Origin of the sequence: Mycobacterium sp. SMC-14 (assembly GCF_046250075.1) — a bacterium.
Lineage (GTDB): Bacteria > Actinomycetota > Actinomycetes > Mycobacteriales > Mycobacteriaceae > Mycobacterium.
Genome location: NZ_CP176429.1, coordinates 878,193 through 896,865 on the forward strand (window position 1 = coordinate 878,193; position 18,673 = coordinate 896,865).

The following is an 18,673-nucleotide window of genomic DNA, read 5'->3' on the forward strand; positions in this document are numbered from 1 at the left end:
CCGCGGTTCGCCACCATAGACTCATCGTCATGCTGCGCGGGGCACTTCGACTGGCGGGAACCACGGCGTCGCTGGCCGCCGGCGGCTGGACGCTTCGTGCGCTGCGCGGCACCCCCGCCGCGTTGGGTGCGGCGCCCAGCGCGATCGATGCGGTGGCGACCCGGTCGAGGAACTACCGCGACGGGATCTTCCACAACATCGAACGCGCCGCCATGGTCAACATGGACCGTGAACAACAGCGGCTGATGGTGCGCGAGCTGTTCGCCGACCGCATCGGGCGACGGCCCTCGGCGCCGATCCCGCTGGAGGTGCCCGGCTTCAGCGTCGACGTCGAGCCGCTGGCGATCACCTGGCTGGGACACGCGACGGCACTCGTTGAGATCGACGGCTACCGCGTCCTGACCGACCCGGTCTGGAGCGAACGCTGCTCGCCGTCGGATGCGGTCGGGCCGCGGCGGCTGCATCCCCCGCCGGTGGGGCTCGGGGCGCTGCCCGCGGTCGACGCGATCGTCGTCAGCCACGACCACTACGACCACCTCGACATCGACACCGTCACCGCGCTCGCCCGCAGCCAGTGGGCACCGTTCGTGGTCCCGCTGGGTGTCGGGGCGCACCTACGCGCGTGGGGTGTCCCCGCGGAACGGGTGATCGAACTCGACTGGGACGAGCACACCACGCTGGGCGATCTCACCCTGACCTGCACCCCGGCGCGGCATTTCTCCGGACGATTCCTGACCCGCAACCAGACGCTGTGGGCGTCGTGGGTGATCGCCGGTCCCACCCACCGGGTCTACTTCGGCGGCGACAGCGGATATACCGGCAGCTTCGCTGCGATCGGCGCCGAGCATGGCCCGTTCGACGCGACGCTGTTGCCGATCGGGGCCTACAACACCGCCTGGCCCGACGTCCACATGAACCCGGAGGAGGCGGTCCAGGCGCATCTCGACCTGAATGCTTCGGCGTCGGGTCTGCTGGTGCCGATTCACTGGGGCACGTTCCGGTTGGCGCCGCACCGATGGGCCGAGCCGGTGGAACGGTTGCTGGCCGCCGCTGACGCCGCAGGGGTATCGACGGCGGTGCCCAAACCCGGTGGCCGGGTGCAGCCCGGCGCCGCCGCGCCCAGAGCGTGGTGGAGGCTGTAGCGCCATGACCAGGTGGGCGGCTACGGCCGGGGCCACTGTGCTGGCCGTTGCTTTAGGCGCGTGCACTCCGGCGGCGACCCCGACCGCGCAACACGAGACCCCGCCCAACGAGGTGTCGGGAGTGGACATCCCCGCGGGCCGCGTCGACGCCGCGGTGGCCAAACTCGACGGCCTGGCGCGGGAACTGATGGACGGCACCGGAATACCCGGGCTGGCCGTCGCGGTCGTCCATGGCGGGAAGTCCCTATACGCCAAAGGCTTTGGTGTACGAGACACCCGCAACGGTGCTGGACCGGACAATGCGGTGAACGCCGACACGGTGTTCCAGCTGGCTTCGGTGTCCAAATCGGTCGGCGCCACCGTGGTGGCGCAACAGGTCAGTGCGGGGGCCATCGCCTGGGACACCCCGGTGGTGACGCAGCTGCCCTGGTTCGCGCTGTCGGACCCCTACGTGACCGACCACCTCACCATCGCTGACCTGTATGCGCATCGGTCCGGGTTGCCCGATCACGCCGGAGATCGGCTCGAAGACCTCGGCTATGACCGCCGGGAAGTGCTGCAACGGCTCAAATACCTACCGCTGGCTCCGTTCCGCGACAACTATGACTACACCAACTTCGGGCTGACCGCCGCCGCAGAGGCGGTCGCCGGCGCGGCGGGCGTGCCGTGGGAGCAGTTGTCGGCCGACGTGCTGTACCGACCGTTGGGGATGGCGTCGACCAGCTCCCGCCACGCAGACTTCCTCGCGCGACCCAATCGCGCGCTCACCCACGTCAAGGTCGGTGACAGTTATCAGCCGCGATACCAACGCAATCCGGACGCCCAGTCGCCGGCCGGCGGAGTCAGTTCCTCGGCGAACGACATGGCGCGCTGGCTGGCCATGGTGCTGGCCAACGGCAGTCATGACGGCACCCAGATCATCGCGCCCGAAGCGTTGTTGCCCGCGATCACCCCACAGGTGATCAGCGCCCCCGCCGGGGTCGGCACCGCCCGGCCAGGGTTCTACGGCGAGGGCTTCAACGTGTCGATCACCTCATCGGGGCGCACCCAATACGGCCACTCGGGTGCCTTCCTGCTGGGTGCCGCGACCGCGTTTTCGGCGCTGCCGTCCCATGACGTGGGAATCGTCGTGCTGACCAACGCCACACCGATCGGCGTCCCGGAGACCTTGATCGCCCAATTCCTGGACTTGGTCCAGTACGGCGAGATCCGCGAGAACTGGCCGACGCTGTACCGGCAGGCACTGGCGCCGATGTCAGAACCGGAAGGCACGCTGGTGGGCGCGGGGCCGCCGGCCCATCCGGGTCCGGCGCGGCCGCTGCCGGACTACATCGGGGAGTACGCCAACCCCTACTGGGGCCCAGCCACCGTCACCGAGGACCACGGTGCGCTCGATGTGACGCTCGGGCCGCAGCATCAACGATTCCGGTTGAGCCACTACGACGGTGACACCTTCACCTTCGCCCTGCAGGGCGAGAATGCTCCGGACGGAACGATATCCACCGCAAAGTTCAGCAAGGACGCGGTGGAGCTGGAGTACTTCGATCACGACAAGCTGGGAAGGTTCACCCGGTGACGACAGCGCGAACCCCAGGACTCACTGACGCGCAAGTCGCCCAGCGGGTCACGCAGGGCCAGACCAACGACATCCCCGCCCGGGCCGCGCGCAGCGTCCCCGAGATCGTCCGGGCCAATGTCTTCACCCGAATCAACGCGATCCTGGGTGTGCTGTTGGCCATCGTGCTCACCACCGGATCCCTGATCAACGGGCTGTTCGGGCTACTCATCGTCTTCAACAGCGTCATCGGCATGGTGCAGGAGATCCGGGCCAAACAGACGCTGGACAAGCTGGCCATCGTCGGCCAAGCGAAACCGTTGGTGCGCAGGCAGTCCGGTACAAAGCAGCTCCCGCCGGGCGAGGTGGTGCTCGACGACGTCATCGAGCTGGGCCCTGGTGACCAGATCGTCGTCGACGGCGAGGTCGTGGAGTCAGCCGACCTGGAGATCGACGAATCCCTGCTCACCGGTGAAGCGGACCCGATCGGCAAGGACCTCGGCGACCAGGTGATGTCGGGCAGCTTCGTGATCTCCGGCAGCGGTGCCTACCGCGCCAGCCGGGTTGGCCGTGAGGCGTACGCCGCCAAGCTGGCCGAGGAGGCCAGCAAATTCACGCTGGTGAAATCCGAACTGCGCACCGGTATCAACCAGATCCTGAAATTCATCACCTACCTGTTGATTCCGGCCGGGCTGCTGATCATCTACACGCAGATGTTCACCACCGACGTGGGCTGGCGCGCATCGGTGCTGGCGACGGTGGGCGCCCTGGTGCCGATGGTTCCCGAGGGCCTGGTGCTGATGACGTCGCTGGCGTTCGCGGTCGGTGTCGTGCGGCTGGGCCAACGGCAGTGCCTGGTGCAGGAACTGCCCGCGATCGAAGGCCTGGCCCGCGTCGACGTGGTCTGCGCCGACAAGACCGGTACCCTCACCGAGAACGGGATGCGGGTCTCGGAGGTCGCCGAACTCGATGGCGGGCAAGGCCTTCCGGTGCACCAGGCGCTGGCCGCGCTGGCCGCCGACGATGCCCGCCCCAACGCCAGCATCCAGGCCATTGCCGAGGCCTTCCCGGCAGCGCCGGGCTGGACGTCGAGCGCGTGCGCTCCGTTCAAGTCGGCGACGAAATGGAGCGGCGTTTCATACGGGCGGCACGGCAACTGGGTGATCGGGGCTCCCGACGTGCTGCTCGACCCGTCGTCGGAGGCCGCCGAGCAGGCCGAACAGATCGGGGCGCGCGGTCTGCGGGTGCTGCTGCTGGGTGTCTGCGACCAGCCCGTGGACCATCCCGACGCCCCGGGGCAGGTGACTCCGGCGGCGCTGGTGGTGCTCGAGCAGAAACTGCGCCCCGACGCCCGCGAGACCCTGGATTATTTTGCCGCGCAGGAAGTGTCGGTGAAGGTCATATCCGGCGACAACGCTGTCTCGGTGGGCGCGGTGGCCGCGGAGTTGGGGTTGCCCGGGGACGCGATGGATGCCCGCAAGCTGCCGGCTGAACCGGACGAACTGGCCGGAGCGCTGGAGGAACACACCGTGTTCGGCCGGGTGCGCCCCGATCAGAAGCGGGCCATGGTGCACGCCCTGCAGGCGCACGACCACACCGTGGCTATGACCGGCGACGGCGTCAACGATGTGTTGGCACTCAAAGACGCCGACATCGGTGTCGCGATGGGAGCCGGGAGTTCGGCGGCGCGCTCGGTGGCGCAGATCGTGTTGCTGGACAACAAGTTCGCCACCCTGCCCTACGTGGTGGGCGAGGGCCGCCGGGTGATCGGCAACATCGAGCGGGTGGCGAACCTGTTCTTGACCAAAACGGTGTATTCGGTGCTGCTCGCGCTGCTGGTAGGGCTGGTCGGACTGGCATCGGCGCTGTTCGGCACCAAACCGCTGCTGTATCCGTTCCAGCCGATCCACGTCACGGTCGCCGCGTGGTTCACCATCGGTATCCCGGCCTTCATCCTGTCGCTCGCACCGAACAACGAGCGGGCGCACCCCGGATTCGTCCGGCGCGTGATGAGCGGGGCGCTGCCGGCCGGCGTGGTGGTGGGCATCGCCACATTCGCGTCCTACCTGGTGGCCTACCGCGGCAGCGAAGCCACGCCGGTCCAGCAGATCCAGGCCTCCACCAGCGCATTGATCACCTTGCTGACCACGGCGGGCTGGGTGCTGGCGGTGGTGGCGCGCCCCTATCAATGGTGGCGGCTGCTGTTGGTGATCAGCTGCGGGTTGGCCTATGTGGCGATCTTCGCGATGCCGCTGACCCGGGAGAAGTTCCTGCTGGACCCCTCCAACGTGGCACTGACGCTGCTGGCGCTCGGTATCGGCGCGCTCGGCGCGGCCGCCATCGAGGCGATGTGGTGGGCACGGGGCGGCATGCTCGGTGAGAAGCCGAAGTTGTGGCGGGAGTCGGCAACGACCACAATGACCCAGCGATAAACCGTGACACAAGGGGATAGCACGACATGGCCAAGCTCTCCGGATCCATCGACGTCCCGCTGCCTCCCGAAGAGGCCTGGGCGCACGCCTCGGATCTTTCCCGCTACAAAGAGTGGCTGACCATTCACCGGGTGTGGCGCAGTGTGCTGCCCGAGACCCTCGACAAGGGCACGCAGCTGGACTCGATCGTCGAGGTCAAGGGCATGCTCAACAAGGTCAGATGGACGATCGTGAACTACAAGCCGCCCACCGGAATGACGCTCAACGGCGACGGTAAGGGTGGGGTCAAGATCAAGCTGCTCGCCAAGGTCGCCCCCGAAGGTGATGGCTCCAAGGTCAGTTTCGACGTGCACCTGGGCGGTCCGGCGTTGTTCGGCCCGATCGGCATGCTGGTGGCCGCGGCACTCAAAAGCGACATCAACGAGTCGCTGCGCAAATTCGTCACGGTTTTCGCGCCGGGTTAATCGGTTGCACGCCCAGCCATCCCGCAGCTAGGGTGGCGGCCGTAGGTTTCACAGGAGGTCATGGAATGACAGGCATCGTCGGTCTCACGCCGCTGTCCGCGCGCTGATCACCGCCGAGTCGCCGTAGTCCGGTCCCGGTTGTCAGCGCTCCCGCTGACCTTCCCGGAGACCACATGTCCCTACCTTTTTCTGATTCCCATGCTGTCGTCACCCTGACCGATGTCGGCTTCACCTGGCCCGACGGCAGTACCGCGCTGGCCGGCATCACCGGCTCGTTCGGCGTCGGCCGTACCGGCCTGGTGGGCGCCAACGGCGCCGGAAAGTCCACGCTGCTTCGGCTGATCGCCGGGGAACTCCGGGCGACCAGCGGGCACATCACGACGGCCGGGCGGGTGGCCTATCTGCCACAGCTGCTCACCCTGGACGCCGACGCTTCGATCGCCGAGCTGCTCGGTGTCGCCGATCGCGTCGCCGCACTGCGGGCGATCGAAGGCGGTGATGCCGCGGAGGCCCATTTCGAGGTGGTCGGTGACGAGTGGGACATCGAATCCCGCGCCGATGCGGCGCTGCGCGACATCGGATTCTCGGCGAACGACCTCGATCGCCGGGTCGCCGAACTGTCCGGCGGGGAGGTCATGCTGGTGGCGTTGACCGGGCTCCGGCTGGCGGCCGCCCCGATCACCCTGCTCGATGAGCCGACCAACAACCTGGACCGTACCGCGCGGACCGGGCTGGCGCGGCTGGTCGAGGTGTGGCCGGGCGCGCTCATCGTGGCCAGCCATGACACCGCGCTGCTGGAGCAGATGGACTGCACCGCCGAGCTTTACGACGGGCGACTCACCACGTTCGGCGGCCCCTACAGCGCCTGGCGGGCCCACCTGGAGGACGAGCAGGCCGCCGCCCGGACGGCGGCCCGCACCGCAGAGCAGGTGGTCAAGGTCCAGAAGCGTCAACGCGTGGAAGCCGAGACCAAACTGGCGCGACGCAACCGGGCGGCCCAGGTCGCCCACCAGAACAAGCGCGCCGCGAAGATCGTGATGAACCAGAACGCCGCCAACGCCCAGGTCTCGGCCGGTAAGTTGCGCGGGCACCTCGACGGGCGGGTCCGGGACGCCCAAGCCGATTGGGACGCCGCGTCCACCCGGGTACGGCGCGAGGAACACATTCGCGTCGATCTGCCCGACCCCCAAGTGCCCAACAGCCGCCGGCTGGCCGAGTTGCCGGGCGTCGACGGACCGATCGTCGTGCAGGGGCCAGAACGCATCGCCCTGGACGGCCCGAACGGGGTGGGCAAGACATCGTTGCTGGAAGCACTGCTGGCGGGCGACGCCGGGCGACTGCTGACCGACCGGGTCGGCTACCTCCCACAACGCCTGGACCATCTGAACGACGCAGTGTCCGCGTTCGACGCGGTGTCGGCGGTCTCGGGCCGACAGCCGCAGGCGGTGCGGGCCCAACTGGCCCGGTTCCTGCTGACCGCCGATTGTGTGGCGCGACCGGTCGGCACCCTGTCCGGCGGTGAGCGATTCCGCGTCGCGCTGGCCCAACTACTGCTCGCCGACCCGCCACCGCAGCTGTTGCTGCTCGACGAACCGACCAACAATCTCGATCTGGCCAGCGTCGGTCAGCTCGTCGACGCGCTGGAAGGCTATCGGGGAGCCTTCATCGTGGTGAGTCACGATGAGGAATTCCTGGCGCGGCTGGGCCTGAAGCGAACGTTGACGATGCCGCGCAGCGGCGAGCTGGTCGATGCGAGCTAGTGTCACAACATGACTCGCTGGCGTCCCGGTTGGCTGATTGCGCTGTGCGCGGCCCTTCTGTCGGGCAGTGCATGGCTGCCGTGGCTGACCACATCGGCCAACGGCGGCGGGCATGCCAGTGCGATCGGCGGCAGTGCCGGTGCCATCGCGCTGCCGCCTCGCTTCGGTGTCGGCCAGCTGATCGTGTTGTTGGCCGCCGTGCTGCTGGTGGCCGGCGCGATGGTGGCCCGGGAACTCTTCACCCGGCTGGCCGCGGCTGTCGCAGTGCTGGACTCTGTGCTCATCGCTGCACTGGGTTTCTGGTACTACCGGCTGAACGTCGCTGCGCCGATCGCCGCCGGATATGGGCTCTACATCGGCGCCGTGGCGGTGGCGGGGGCGCTGGGCTGTTCGGTGTGGGCGTTGGTCACCGCAATGCGGCGATGACCTCGGCGAAGGCTTCGGCGTGGTCCTGCTGGACGGTGAAGTAGCTGACCCCGTAGCGACGGCGGCGTTCGCGCAGGGTGTCGGCCATGTCGCTGGCCGATCCGGACAGCACGGCGGGTGAGGCCAGCAGTTCCTCGTCCGAGAGTGTCGGCGCGAATCGGCGGGTCAGTGACAGATTGGGCATCCCGGAGCCGTCGGTCGGCACCGCCGTGATGGCCAGGTTCAGTTCGAGGGCGTTGAATCGGTTGCCGGCGGCCGCCCGGACGAAGTCGATCCGCTCGGCCAGGGGATCGTCGGCACCGGCCACCCGTGCCCCGGTCAATCCGATGATGTCGGCGTGGCGAGCTGCCGCCGTGAGCAGCCGGTCGCCACTGCCGGCGATCAGGATGGGCACCCGCGGCTGGTGCGTCGCCACGTATTTGGTCACGTGCTCGAGGTAGTCGATGCGGCGGCCGGCGCTCGGAAACGGCAGCTCGGCGGCCTCGAACTCCGCGCGGACATAGCCCGCACCCAGGCCCACTTCCAGTCGTCCGCCGGACAGCACGTCGGTGTCGGCGATGTCGCGGGCCAGCAGTGCCGGCTTGTAGAAGCAGGCGTTGAGCACGTAGGTGCCCACCCGGATCGTCGAGGTGGCCGCGGCGGCGGCGACCAGGACCGGGAAGGGGGCCGGGGCGCCGAGATGGTCGGGCACGTGCAGCACATCGAAGCCGAAACCCTCGAGCCGCCGGGCGGTCTCGGCCAGTGCGGTCGCAGACCTGATCGGGTTCAGGCCCACGCCGAAGCGAAACTGCTTGTCCACCAACTACCTCCTAAGTGTCCAACCGCCACGTTGTGGCCGCGATCGTCAGTCCGCGCACCAGTGCCGCGGTGGCCGGCGACAGCCCGTCGGCTCCCGGCGGCTGACTGCGCGGGCTGATCCCACGCACCCGCGGTGAGAGTTCCAGCTGAGTTCCGCCGCCGCGTACCTGATTGACCGGGTTCGCGGGGTGCAGGCCGCGTAGCTTCGCCGGCATCGCGTCGAGATCGGTGATCACCTGATAGCCGGGCAGGTCGAGGCATCGGGCGACGTGCGCGGCCAGACTGCGGTTGCCGCCGCCCGCCAGCAACTGCGTGCTGCGTCCGAGCCGGCCGTAGCCGTGCAGCGACACCACGACGTGGACGTGGTCAAGGAATTCGGCCAGCCGCGCGGACTCCTCGGCGCGATACCGCGTCGACGGCAGATGGTGCGGATAGCCGTCGGGATGGCGCACCACATACACCGATGCGCCGGAGGCTTGAGCGGCGCGTTCGGCGATCACGTCGGTCACCTGCTCCAGACCGCCGCCGTGAATGGCCAGGAAGCCGAACCGCGACCGCAACCGGCTCTGCTCGACCACGTCGGGGTCCGCCAACAGCTCCGAAAGCGATTGCGGTTCCTGACTGCTCGCCCGCTGTTGCAGCGGCCAGTGGGAAGGATCCCAGCGGCGCAGGAACTCAATCCAGTGCGATGGCAGTTTGTGCTGCATGGCCGCGCCGATGATGCGTTCCAGATAGCCGGGCCGCGGCGCCCCGGGCTGCACCCGGTGGTCGATGTACACCCACGCCACCGACGGTCCGTCGACGGTGTGCACCGTCAGTTGGTCTCGGTGGTAGCGCAGCGGGACACCTTCGGCGCTGTCCAACGCGGCCAGGTCGTCGTCGGACACCCACCACAGCACGCCGTGCACACGTGATCCGGGAAACGGCTCGACGGTCGCCACCCCGCGCTGATTGATCAGCCAATCGTGGTCGGTCAGCGTCGCTGGGCGAGGATCCACCGCATCGGGGCAGCGGCGTGCCATCTGCTGTGCGCACAGGTTGGACCCGTACGCGAAGTAGGCATGCCGCGTCGCCGGCACTCAGCCCAGCGCCAGCCAGATCGACACCATATTCAGCAGACTAACCACCGCGGTGACGATCCGCGGTGCGATCAGCGCCCCGGGCGCGGTGGGGGCGTCGGGGTCGGGGTGGGTGCCGGCGAGGGTGGGGGCGGCGGCGCGGGAGAGCGGGTCTCGCTGCTCGCCGAGTCTTCCGGTTGCGCCGTCGGGAAGACCCACTTGCCCGACAGGATCTCCTTGTCCGGCTGGTAGAGCCGGACCATGTAGTTCCATCCCGGTGTGGTGGGCAGGCAATTGACAGTGTTGTCGTCCGAACAACCCCCGAACTGCACGGTCACCGATCCGTCCCCGGCTTTGTCTGCGGTGATGTCGTTGACCGAGTACGCCTGCTGCGGGTTCTCGGTGAAGTAACCGTTCTTGTTGTAGACCGTGACCGACCAGAAGGCCTTCACCGGAACGTCTTTGACGGTCAGGCGGTACACCGTGTTTCCGTCGTTGCGGGCCGGGGTGACATTGAGGTACAGCGCCTCCTTTTCGGAGTTTCCGCCCCACGCCGCAGCGGCTCCGATCAAATGCCGCACCGGGTCCGTGTCGGCCTCGGTGCCGAACATGCCCCGAGTGTCGGGGATGGTCTGGGCCAGCTCCAACAACGCGTCGTTGACCTTCTTCTGGCTGACCGGATCCCATCGGGGCACATCGAAGCTGCCGGTGTCGTCTTGTTGCGCCGTGATCGCGTCCTGCAGGCGGTGTGCCGTGGCCAGGTCGGCGGAATCGTTGGGGTCGGCCAGGATGCGTACCGCGACGGCCACATAGCGGGTCCCGACATGCTGCTGATCGAGGGCGTGCTCGCCGCCGCCGTAGAACATGTCGGTGACGTATTCGTCCTGGTTGATCACCTGCGCCGACATGTAGCGCTGGCCGGGATCGGGCAGGGTCAGCGTCACCGGACCGGCCTGCAGGTCGAACACCGCTGCCGAATACAAGGTGTCCCGGTTGGAGCGCACCACCAGCTGCCGGTCGACCGGGGTGACTTCGCGCATGTGAAAGAACCGGCCGAAGCCGTTCTCGTTGACGATATTGGTGAATTCCTGGTCCGTGACGGCCCGCACGAAGTTGTCCGGCGACACCAACACCATGCCGTTGGGGGTGCTGCGCGGGGCCAGGTTCGCCACCGGGTCGGTGCCGGTCTTGGTCACCGTCAGCCCGCATCCGCTCAGGATTAGGGCCGTCGTCACCGCGCCGAACGCAGAAAGCCATCGCATGGACATGCAGCGCAACCTACCGGTCGACGCCCGTTGATGTCGGCAACGGGTTTCGCGACACGGCCGTCTCAATCTGCGCGACGACTATTGCACGTCATGCGATGCAGACGTATGGTCCCAATAAAAATCAGCCGTGAGTAAAAAGAGAAAATGATTAACGAGACGGGGGAATAGTGGCCGTGGACACGACGGGCAACATCGAAGCGCAACGCCCTTCGAGGGTTGCGTCCCGGCTGCTCTCTTCGGCCCACGGACGACGACTCGGGACCGCCGCAGTGGCGGTCGGCGGCGCGCTGTCGATGGTGATGGGCAGCCCGATGGCCACCGCCGGCAGCGTCGCGCCCGCGGTGACGTTGACCGCGGGGTATCAGCAGGCCCTCGATGCCCTGCTTGACGCCATGAAGCAGGCGCAGGCCTACGACCTGTCACTGCCCTATGCCTCGCCGGGCGACGCGGACACGCTGATGAGGATGTTGCAGAACACCAATTACCAACTGATCACCACCGGATTGTCGCGGGTGACCGAGCTGTTCAATGGGGTGTTCTTCCAGTCGCCCGAAGTGGTCGCCGGCAATGTCGCCGACTCGCGCCAGTATTTCGACTACTTCACCCCCGACATCTACTACCACGTCACGGCCGGGCTGGCTCCCGGTGCGACCTACGTGCTTACCGGAAACCTCGGTGGGGGAACCGAGCACATGTCGATCAGCACCATGGCCGTCACCGGCGCGACCGCCCACACCATCGAGGACCTGGAACTCAACCACGGCCTGGTGGTCGACGCCAACGGCAACTTCACCATCTACATCGGACCGGAAGCGCCGCCGGGCGCGGTCAACTTCCTGGACTCCACCGAGGCCACCGTCGGCGGCGCCGCGTCCCTGCTGATCCGGGACATGCTGGGCGACTGGGCCAAGGGTCCCGGCAGCATCAGCCTGCAGTGCGTCTCCGACTGCCCGCCGTTCTTCTCCATCCCGGCCGGCGGATTCTTCCCCACCGAAGACGGCGGAACCGACGCGCCATCCGGGCCGGGCAGCATCGGCTCCGTCGATGACGTGTTGAACATGCTGTTCGGTGCCTTCGCCCAGATCGTCGTCCCGTTCAATCAGCGCAGCATCGAAGGCGGGGCATCGGTGGGCATGGAGGTGCCCGCCAACACCATGATGACGTTGGCGCCGGAGACCAGCTATGGCGTCGGTCTGGAGTCCGCGGTCGTCACCGGCGGCAATTTCGACCTGGATCCCGGTGAGGCACTGATCCTGAAGGTGCCGACCATCGACGCTGCCTACAGCGGCATCGAGTTGATGAACGTCTACGGTGGCGCGCTGCCCTACGTCATGGCCCAGACCACCCTCAACCACACCCAGACCTACTACGCCGACGACGGCTACACCTATTACGTTGTCAGCGCGACGAATCCGGGCGTGGCCAACTGGCTCGACACCGGCGGTCTGACGCGAGGTGAGATCTTCGCGCGCTTCGAGAACGTCGACGACCGCGACGCCGCGATCGGTCAGGGGGTGACCGCTCAGGTGGTGTCGATTGACGACATCGCCCAGTACCTGCCCAGCGACACCCCCACCGTCAGCCCTGAGGAGTTCGCCGCCGACATGGCCCGGCGGGTGTTCTCCTACGGCTACGGCCTGGATATGTCGCGGATCCACGCCCAACCGGCCTGGGTGCTGCAGCATCTGGAGCTCAACGCGCTGTCGGCCCTGATGGGCAGGGATAACTTCGAGTCGGTGTTCGGCAGTCAGCCCTTCACCCCGATCGAGCTGCGATTCACCGACGCGCTGAGCCCGGACTGGGATGCCGTCCTGCGCAGCGTCTTGGACCACCCGATGGAAAGCCTGACCTCGGTGTGGAACGCCTTGCCGGTGCTGAGCAACGACATCACCATGCCGATCACGCTGGCGCTGGCCCAGACCGCGATGTCGGTGTTGATGCCGCAGATGCTGATCCCGGCCATCAACGACGCGCTGTTCAACCCGAACACCAGCATCCTGGCCGGGCTGCTCAACGCCCGCGACGACTTCGCGACGGCGATCTTGAGCGGCAACAACGACTGGCCGACCGAACTGAGTGCCCAGGCGGCCCAGCAGTGGGCGAACATGTCCGACCTGATCGCCAATACGCCGAGCTTCGACCTGAACGACTTGTTCGGGGGCTGATCGTGTAGCAGCGCTGTCAGAGTGCTGTGTATCGAGTCTTTTCGGCCACTCGCCGGCTTCGCCGCTTGGAAACTTAAGCCACTTTATTGCCTATGCCTGCGGAGGGTTAGGCCATGACTCGTCGACGTCTCAGGGTGCAAGACGCAACTGCCCGCAAGGGGATGGCACGCCACCGTCGGCGTGCGATGGGGATGACGGGCACGGTCGGCGCCTTTGTGGCAGTGGGACTGGGGCTGGCGTCCACCCCCGAAGCCCATGCCGACGAGTTCGACGTCATCATCGACCAGGTCCTCAATTCGATCACCGGTTTCTTGGAACAGGACTCGGTCAGTGCCGTGTTGGGTCCGCAGCTGGACACCGAGCTCGTCGGCTGGCTGGGCAGCCTCGATCCGCTTGCCACACTGAGCGCCGACACGCAGCTCATGAGCCAGAACTTGCTGGTCAACCCCGGCTTCGAAACAGCCGATCCCTCCGGGTCGGGCTACAGCGGGGTGACCATACCGGGCTGGACCGAGACCGGCACCCCGACCGTGATCGGCTACGGCACCCCCGTCGGGTATCCGTCCCCGCTGTCGTTTCCGTTGCCGACGGTGTCGGGGTTGTTCGGCTTTCCGCAGGACGCGCCGCCGGGCGGCGGCGACAATTTCGCCGGCGGCGGACCGGTGGGCACGTCCACCATCAGTCAAACCGTCGACGTCATCGGCGCGGCCGGAACGCCGTACGCGCTCAGTGCGGATCTCGGTGGCCAAACGTGGAACCCGTCCTATGCCTCCGTACAGGTCAGCTTCCTCGATGCCAACGGGAACGTGGTGGGCACCGGCTCGCTCAATCCCGTCACGGTGTGGGATCGCTGGGGTTTCACCGGGTTTGAGGAACGCGAGATCACCGGGACGGTCCCCGACGGCGCTGTTTCGGCGAAGGTGACGACGACCTTCACCGACGAAAACCAGTACCTCGGTGACTACAACGGCGCCTACGCCGACAACGAGTCGTTCACCGTCGGCGATCCCAACCTCGTCCCGGCGGCGCTGTCCACGCCGACGTCCGACGTCGGCCAACTGGACCACGTGTTCGTGATCTACATGGAGAACAAGGGCACCGACGACATCGTCGGCAGCCCGAACGCGCCCTACCTCAACAGCCTGATCAACACCTACGGCTATGCGGACAACTATTACGCGCTCAGCCACCCCAGCGACCCGAACTACTTCCGGATCCTGGGCGGCTCGGACTTCGGCATCGACTACAACTCTGCCCCGAACTCCATCAACGCCCCGAGCCTCATGCAGGAAATGGATCAGGCGGGCATCACCTGGGCCGGCTACGCGCAGAGCATGCCGTCCGCGGGCGCCATCGTGTCATCGGGCGACTACTCCGCCGACGAACTGCCCTTTACCCAATTCAGTTACGTCTACGGCAACACCCCCGACTACCTGCAGGAGCACCTGCTGCCGCTGACCCAGTTGGCCACCAACCTCGCCGACCCGAGCACCTTCCCGGGATTCACCTGGATCGCCGCCAACGAGGACAACAACATGGAAGGACCGGTCGACAGTCTCAGTGGCATTCTCCAGTTCATCGCCACCCAGTTGACGGACCATCAGTACAACGTCGCGGCCGGCGATCAGTACGTCCAGCAAGAGGTCTCCACCGTTGAGAACTCGAATACCTGGACCGATCCGAACGAGCGGGACGTCATCATCATCACCACCGACGAGGACAACAACAATTTGTCCCTGGGCTTCGGCAACGAAGGCAATCACGTTCCGATGATCGTCATTCCGAGCGCGGGCGCGGTGGCCAGCGGTATGCAGTCCGGCAACTTCACCACGGACGACTACTACAACGAGTACAGCCTGATGGCCACTATTGAAGATGCCTTGCGCGCCTCGCCAGGAACTCTGGCCCCGCTCACTGACAACGACATGTACGCCCAGCCCATGAACGCCTTCTGGAAGTAGCGGTCGCGCGCCGGCACTTATGACCACGCTCAACTCCCTCATCTAGGGAGTGTCAAGGATCAACCGAAGCCGCTGTCAAGCCTCACCCGAAGTCATACACACACTTGGTGCCCCCGGCAGGATTCGAACCTGCGACACCGGCTTTAGGAGAGCCGTGCTCTATCCCCTGAGCTACGGGGGCGCGGGACCTGGCTATGTAGGTACGGGAACCCATAGGGACAGCTCATCGTAGTCGGCGAGTCCGCGTTATAGGTATTGGGCTCGCGACTTTCCTCCGGAGGTCACTCGCCGGTCGTGGTCTTGCTTCGCTGGTAATGCCGGCGCGCTTTCATGCGGTTGCCGCAGATGGCCATCGAGCACCACCGGGCGGTGTTGGGTTTGCTGCGATCGATCAGGAACAGCTGGCAGTCGGAATTGGCGCAGGGGCGCAGCCGTCCGGGGCTGGAGATGCGTAGTGCGTCCCACGCGAGTATCGCCTGCGCGGCGCCGCGGGAGGAATCGCGCGTAGACAACGTCCAGGAGATGCCGTCGTCAGACATGACGGGGGATAGTTCAACGCCCTCGAGGAAAGGCTGCAACGCCTGCGGGGCCAGTTCGCCGCGCACCACCGACTGCAATGCGGTCCGCGCGTCGACCAACTCCTGCAGCTGCTCATATGCGGGGTCGAGGCCGTGCGCAGACAGCCAGGCCCGTGCCGCGGCCGGATCTTCGAGCTCATCGTGTGGCACGCCATCCATGACCGGGGTGGTGTTGAGCAGGTCCAGCAGCAGGGCCTCGTCGGCGGGCCCCGTTGCAACAATTTCCATATAACCTCCAAAATGCTATTGACAGGTTACACCACGAGTGCTTGACTCCTAACTATCAAAAACTAGTTAAGGGGTTAGCTATGGTTCCTTCTGTCAGACACCAGTACGCCACCATCGCCGGGCGGCGCTTGTTCTACCGCGAGGCGGGAAGCGCCGGCGCGCCCGCGATCGTGCTGCTGCACGGCTTTCCGACGAGCTCGTACATGTTCCGGGATCTCATCACCCGCCTGGCGGACGACTATCACGTGATCGCCCCCGACCACCTGGGCTTCGGGTACTCCGATATGCCGCTGGTGACCGAGTTCGACTACACCTTCGACAATCTGACGGAGCTCACCCGGGGGCTGTTGGATCACCTCGGGCTCCAGCGTTACGCGATCTATGTCCAGGATTACGGGGCGCCGATCGGGTGGCGGCTGGCACTGGACCGACCCGAATCCATCAGCGCGATCATCACGCAGAGCGGCAACGGCTACGACGAGGGCTTCGTCGAGACCTTCTGGAAAACCGTCTGGGACTACCAAGGTGAGCAGACGGCGGCGACGGAGGCGGCCATCCGCACGGCGCTGGATGTCGAGTCGATCAAATGGCAGTACCTGACCGGTGCGCCGGACGAGTCGCTGGTCAGCCCGGATACCTGGACCCTGGACGCGGCGCTGCTGGGTCGCCCGGGCAATGACGAGATTCAGTTCAAGTTGTTCCGGGACTACGCCACCAATTCGCCGATGTACCCCGCTCTTCACGAGTACCTGCGCACCAGCGGAGTTCCGGTGCTGGCCGTTTGGGGACAAGGGGACCCGATCTTTGGGCCGGCGGGCGCCCGGGCGTTCGACCGGGACGCGCACAATGCCGAAATCCATCTGCTCGATGGCGGTCACTTCTTGCTGGAGACCGCCGCCGACGAAGTCGCCGAACTGATCAAAAACTTCCTGCGCCGCACCGGACAGTGACAGCTGTCCTCGAAAAATCCAATACACCAACAATATTCACCAGGAGATGACACCAATGGACGCAACGCAGACGCCGGCTGTCCCGACCTCGCCCGCAGTGGTGCGCGAAGTGCCAGGCGGCCCGACCATGCGGGCGATCATTCTCGACGGATTCGGCGGCCTGGACGCGTTGACCTACACCGACCTCCCCAAGCCGCTGCCGAAGCCCGGCGAGGTCGTGATCAGGGTCAAGGGATTCGGCATCAATCACGCCGAAATGCACATGCGTCGGGGCGAGTGGGCCGAGGCCGCCGAAGTCAGTGGTATCGAATGTGTCGGCATTGTCGATGCCTGCCCGGGCGGAGAATTCCCGGTCGGAGCCAAAGTCGCTGCGCTGATGGGCGGGCTCGGCCGCACCATCAACGGCAGCTACGCCCAATTCACCCGGGTGCGGGCCGAGAACGTCGCGCTGATCGAGACGGATCTGCCGTGGGATCAGCTGGCCGCGCTGCCGGAAACCTACGCCACCGCATGGACCTGTCTGTTTCGCAACCTCGACCTGACCGCCGGGCAGACCATCGTGATCCGCGGGGCGACATCGTCTTTCGGGCAGGCGGCCGTGAAGCTGGCCGTGGAGGCCGGTGCGCGGGTGATCGCCACCACCCGCAACCGGGAACGGTTCGGCTTGCTGACCTCGCTCGGCGTCGAACGTGCCGAACTGGAGATTCCCGATCTGAGTGCGCACCTCGCCGAGGCCAAGCACGTCGACGCCGTTCTCGACCTGGTGGGCAACAGCACGATCCTCGACTCCCTGACCATCCTGCGCCGGGGCGGTACGGCGTGCTTGGCGGGCTGGCTCGGCGGACTGGATCCGATCGTCGATTTCAACCCGCTGTTGCAGATGCCCAGCGGTGTCAACCTCAGCTTCTTCGGCAGCTTCGTGTTCGGCACTCCCGGGTTCGCGCTAGCGGATGTCCCGCTGCAGGACATCGCCGACAAAGTGCGCGACGGACGCCTGCAAGCCGCACCGTCCCATGTCTTCTCCTTCGACCAGATCCGCGAAGCGCATCGCGTCATGGAATCCGGGGAGGCCGGAGGCAAAATGGTGGTATTGGTCGACTGACATCCAGGCACGTAGAAGGATGCACCCATGAAGATCGCGGTTGCCGGCGGTACCGGCAAGACCGGACGCAAAGTGGTCGAGCATCTCCACAGCCAGGGCCACCACCCAGTGATCCTGGCCCGCGCCCACGGGGTGGACCTGATCCAGAACACCGGCATCGATGCCGCGCTCGACGGCGTCGAGGCCGTCATCGACGTCTCCGACTTCGCGACCATGAACGCAAAGAAGGCACAGGCCTCCTTCGGCGCAGCCACCACCAATCTGCTGGCCGCCGCGCAGCGCAACGGAGTTCGCCACCACGTCACGCTGTCGATCATCGGCATTGACCGAGCAACCAGCGGCTACTACCAAGGCAAGCTGCGGCAAGAGGAAGTGGTGAAGGCCGGCGCCGTCCCGTGGACGATTCTGCGGGCCGCCCAGTTTCACGAATTCGCCGACCAAGTCCTTGCGCAGGTGCCCGGGCCGATCGCCCTGGTACCGAAAATGCAGTCGCAACCGATCGCGGTCACCGAAGTCGCCGCTCACCTGTGCGGCCTGGTCACCGGCGAACCCCAGCAGATGGCACCCGAACTAGCAGGCCCCCGCGTGGAATCGGTCGTCGACATGGTTCGGCAACTGATCCGGCGGCGTGGGCAGCGCCGGCCGGTCATCGGACTGCGGATTCCCGGTGCGGCTGGGAAGGGCATGGCAAACGGCGCGCTGCTGCCGACCCAGCCCGGGCCCCGCGGCCACCAAACCTATGCCGAGTGGCTGGCCGCGCTCACACCGGACAACAGGTAAGGAAAC

The 18,673-nt window shown here is 66.5% G+C and carries 15 protein-coding genes and 1 tRNA gene; 11 read left to right on the forward strand and 5 right to left on the reverse strand.

Translation table 11 applies throughout. From position 1 onward, the window contains the following. Nucleotides 1-29: 29 nt before the first annotated feature. The 6 genes from ACKY0W_RS04240 to ACKY0W_RS04265 all read left to right on the forward strand — a co-directional run bounded on the left by ACKY0W_RS04240 (nucleotide 30) and on the right by ACKY0W_RS04265 (nucleotide 7,779). Nucleotides 30-1,142 (forward strand): MBL fold metallo-hydrolase, encoded by a 1,113-nt coding sequence (locus ACKY0W_RS04240; RefSeq protein ID WP_409436524.1) that lies wholly within the window; start codon nucleotides 30-32, stop codon nucleotides 1,140-1,142. Nucleotides 1,143-1,146: 4 nt separating this feature from the next. After that, entirely contained in the window at nucleotides 1,147-2,718 is a 1,572-nt protein-coding gene (locus tag ACKY0W_RS04245; protein WP_409436525.1) for a serine hydrolase, read from the forward strand. Further along, a complete protein-coding gene (locus tag ACKY0W_RS04250) occupies nucleotides 2,715-5,129 on the forward strand; it encodes a cation-translocating P-type ATPase (protein WP_409436526.1) in 2,415 nt (804 codons plus the stop codon). The genes ACKY0W_RS04245 and ACKY0W_RS04250 overlap by 4 nt, the downstream gene beginning before the upstream one ends. Before the next feature lie 26 nt (nucleotides 5,130-5,155). Beyond that, complete coding sequence (locus ACKY0W_RS04255; RefSeq protein WP_406756159.1) at nucleotides 5,156-5,593, forward strand: SRPBCC family protein; 438 nt, start codon at nucleotides 5,156-5,158, stop codon at nucleotides 5,591-5,593. Nucleotides 5,594-5,766: 173 nt separating this feature from the next. Continuing rightward, nucleotides 5,767-7,353, forward strand: coding sequence for an ABC-F family ATP-binding cassette domain-containing protein (locus tag ACKY0W_RS04260; RefSeq protein ID WP_409436527.1), 1,587 nt, complete (start codon nucleotides 5,767-5,769; stop codon nucleotides 7,351-7,353). Nucleotides 7,354-7,362: 9 nt separating this feature from the next. Further along, the gene (locus tag ACKY0W_RS04265) at nucleotides 7,363-7,779 is read left to right on the forward strand and encodes a hypothetical protein (RefSeq protein WP_406756157.1); all 417 of its coding nucleotides are present in this window, start codon (nucleotides 7,363-7,365) and stop codon (nucleotides 7,777-7,779) included. Here the strand turns inward: ACKY0W_RS04265 and ACKY0W_RS04270 are convergent. The 3 genes from ACKY0W_RS04270 to ACKY0W_RS04280 all read right to left on the reverse strand — a co-directional run bounded on the left by ACKY0W_RS04270 (nucleotide 7,760) and on the right by ACKY0W_RS04280 (nucleotide 10,762). Beyond that, entirely contained in the window at nucleotides 7,760-8,578 is an 819-nt protein-coding gene (locus tag ACKY0W_RS04270) for an LLM class F420-dependent oxidoreductase (RefSeq protein ID WP_409436528.1), read from the reverse strand. The two genes, ACKY0W_RS04265 and ACKY0W_RS04270, sit on opposite strands and share 20 nt — an antisense overlap. A 10-nt stretch (nucleotides 8,579-8,588) precedes the next feature. Beyond that, nucleotides 8,589-9,656 carry a poly-gamma-glutamate hydrolase family protein gene (locus tag ACKY0W_RS04275; RefSeq protein WP_409436529.1) on the reverse strand — a complete coding sequence of 356 codons (1,068 nt, stop codon included), beginning with the start codon at nucleotides 9,654-9,656 and terminating at the stop codon, nucleotides 8,589-8,591. A gap of 71 nt (nucleotides 9,657-9,727) precedes the next feature. Further along, entirely contained in the window at nucleotides 9,728-10,762 is a 1,035-nt protein-coding gene (locus ACKY0W_RS04280; RefSeq protein ID WP_409437646.1) for a DUF1214 domain-containing protein, read from the reverse strand. Between the two features lie 314 nt (nucleotides 10,763-11,076). Between ACKY0W_RS04280 and ACKY0W_RS04285 the strand changes: the two genes are divergently transcribed. Together ACKY0W_RS04285 and ACKY0W_RS04290 are read left to right on the forward strand one after the other, a co-directional pair. Further along, on the forward strand, nucleotides 11,077-13,068 hold the full coding sequence (locus ACKY0W_RS04285; RefSeq protein WP_409436530.1) for a hypothetical protein: 1,992 nt from the start codon (nucleotides 11,077-11,079) through the stop codon (nucleotides 13,066-13,068). A 161-nt stretch (nucleotides 13,069-13,229) separates the two neighbouring features. Further along, nucleotides 13,230-15,029 carry an alkaline phosphatase family protein gene (locus ACKY0W_RS04290; protein WP_409436531.1) on the forward strand — a complete coding sequence of 600 codons (1,800 nt, stop codon included), beginning with the start codon at nucleotides 13,230-13,232 and terminating at the stop codon, nucleotides 15,027-15,029. Nucleotides 15,030-15,134: 105 nt separating this feature from the next. On the opposite strand, the gene ACKY0W_RS04295 is transcribed toward ACKY0W_RS04290, so the two are convergent. Then, nucleotides 15,135-15,210: transfer RNA gene (locus ACKY0W_RS04295), tRNA-Arg, on the reverse strand. 100 nt (nucleotides 15,211-15,310) lie between these two features. Then, nucleotides 15,311-15,835 carry a CGNR zinc finger domain-containing protein gene (locus ACKY0W_RS04300; RefSeq protein WP_409436532.1) on the reverse strand — a complete coding sequence of 175 codons (525 nt, stop codon included), beginning with the start codon at nucleotides 15,833-15,835 and terminating at the stop codon, nucleotides 15,311-15,313. Nucleotides 15,836-15,915: 80 nt separating this feature from the next. Between ACKY0W_RS04300 and ACKY0W_RS04305 the strand changes: the two genes are divergently transcribed. From ACKY0W_RS04305 to ACKY0W_RS04315, 3 genes are read left to right on the forward strand one after another with little or no spacing between them, the layout of a single operon-like run. After that, nucleotides 15,916-16,785, forward strand: a complete 870-nt coding sequence (locus ACKY0W_RS04305; protein WP_409436533.1) for an alpha/beta fold hydrolase — start codon at nucleotides 15,916-15,918, stop codon at nucleotides 16,783-16,785. A gap of 55 nt (nucleotides 16,786-16,840) precedes the next feature. After that, nucleotides 16,841-17,887 carry a zinc-binding alcohol dehydrogenase family protein gene (locus ACKY0W_RS04310; protein ID WP_409436534.1) on the forward strand — a complete coding sequence of 349 codons (1,047 nt, stop codon included), beginning with the start codon at nucleotides 16,841-16,843 and terminating at the stop codon, nucleotides 17,885-17,887. A gap of 27 nt (nucleotides 17,888-17,914) precedes the next feature. Then, nucleotides 17,915-18,667 carry an SDR family oxidoreductase gene (locus tag ACKY0W_RS04315; protein ID WP_409436535.1) on the forward strand — a complete coding sequence of 251 codons (753 nt, stop codon included), beginning with the start codon at nucleotides 17,915-17,917 and terminating at the stop codon, nucleotides 18,665-18,667. Nucleotides 18,668-18,673 lie beyond the last annotated feature (6 nt).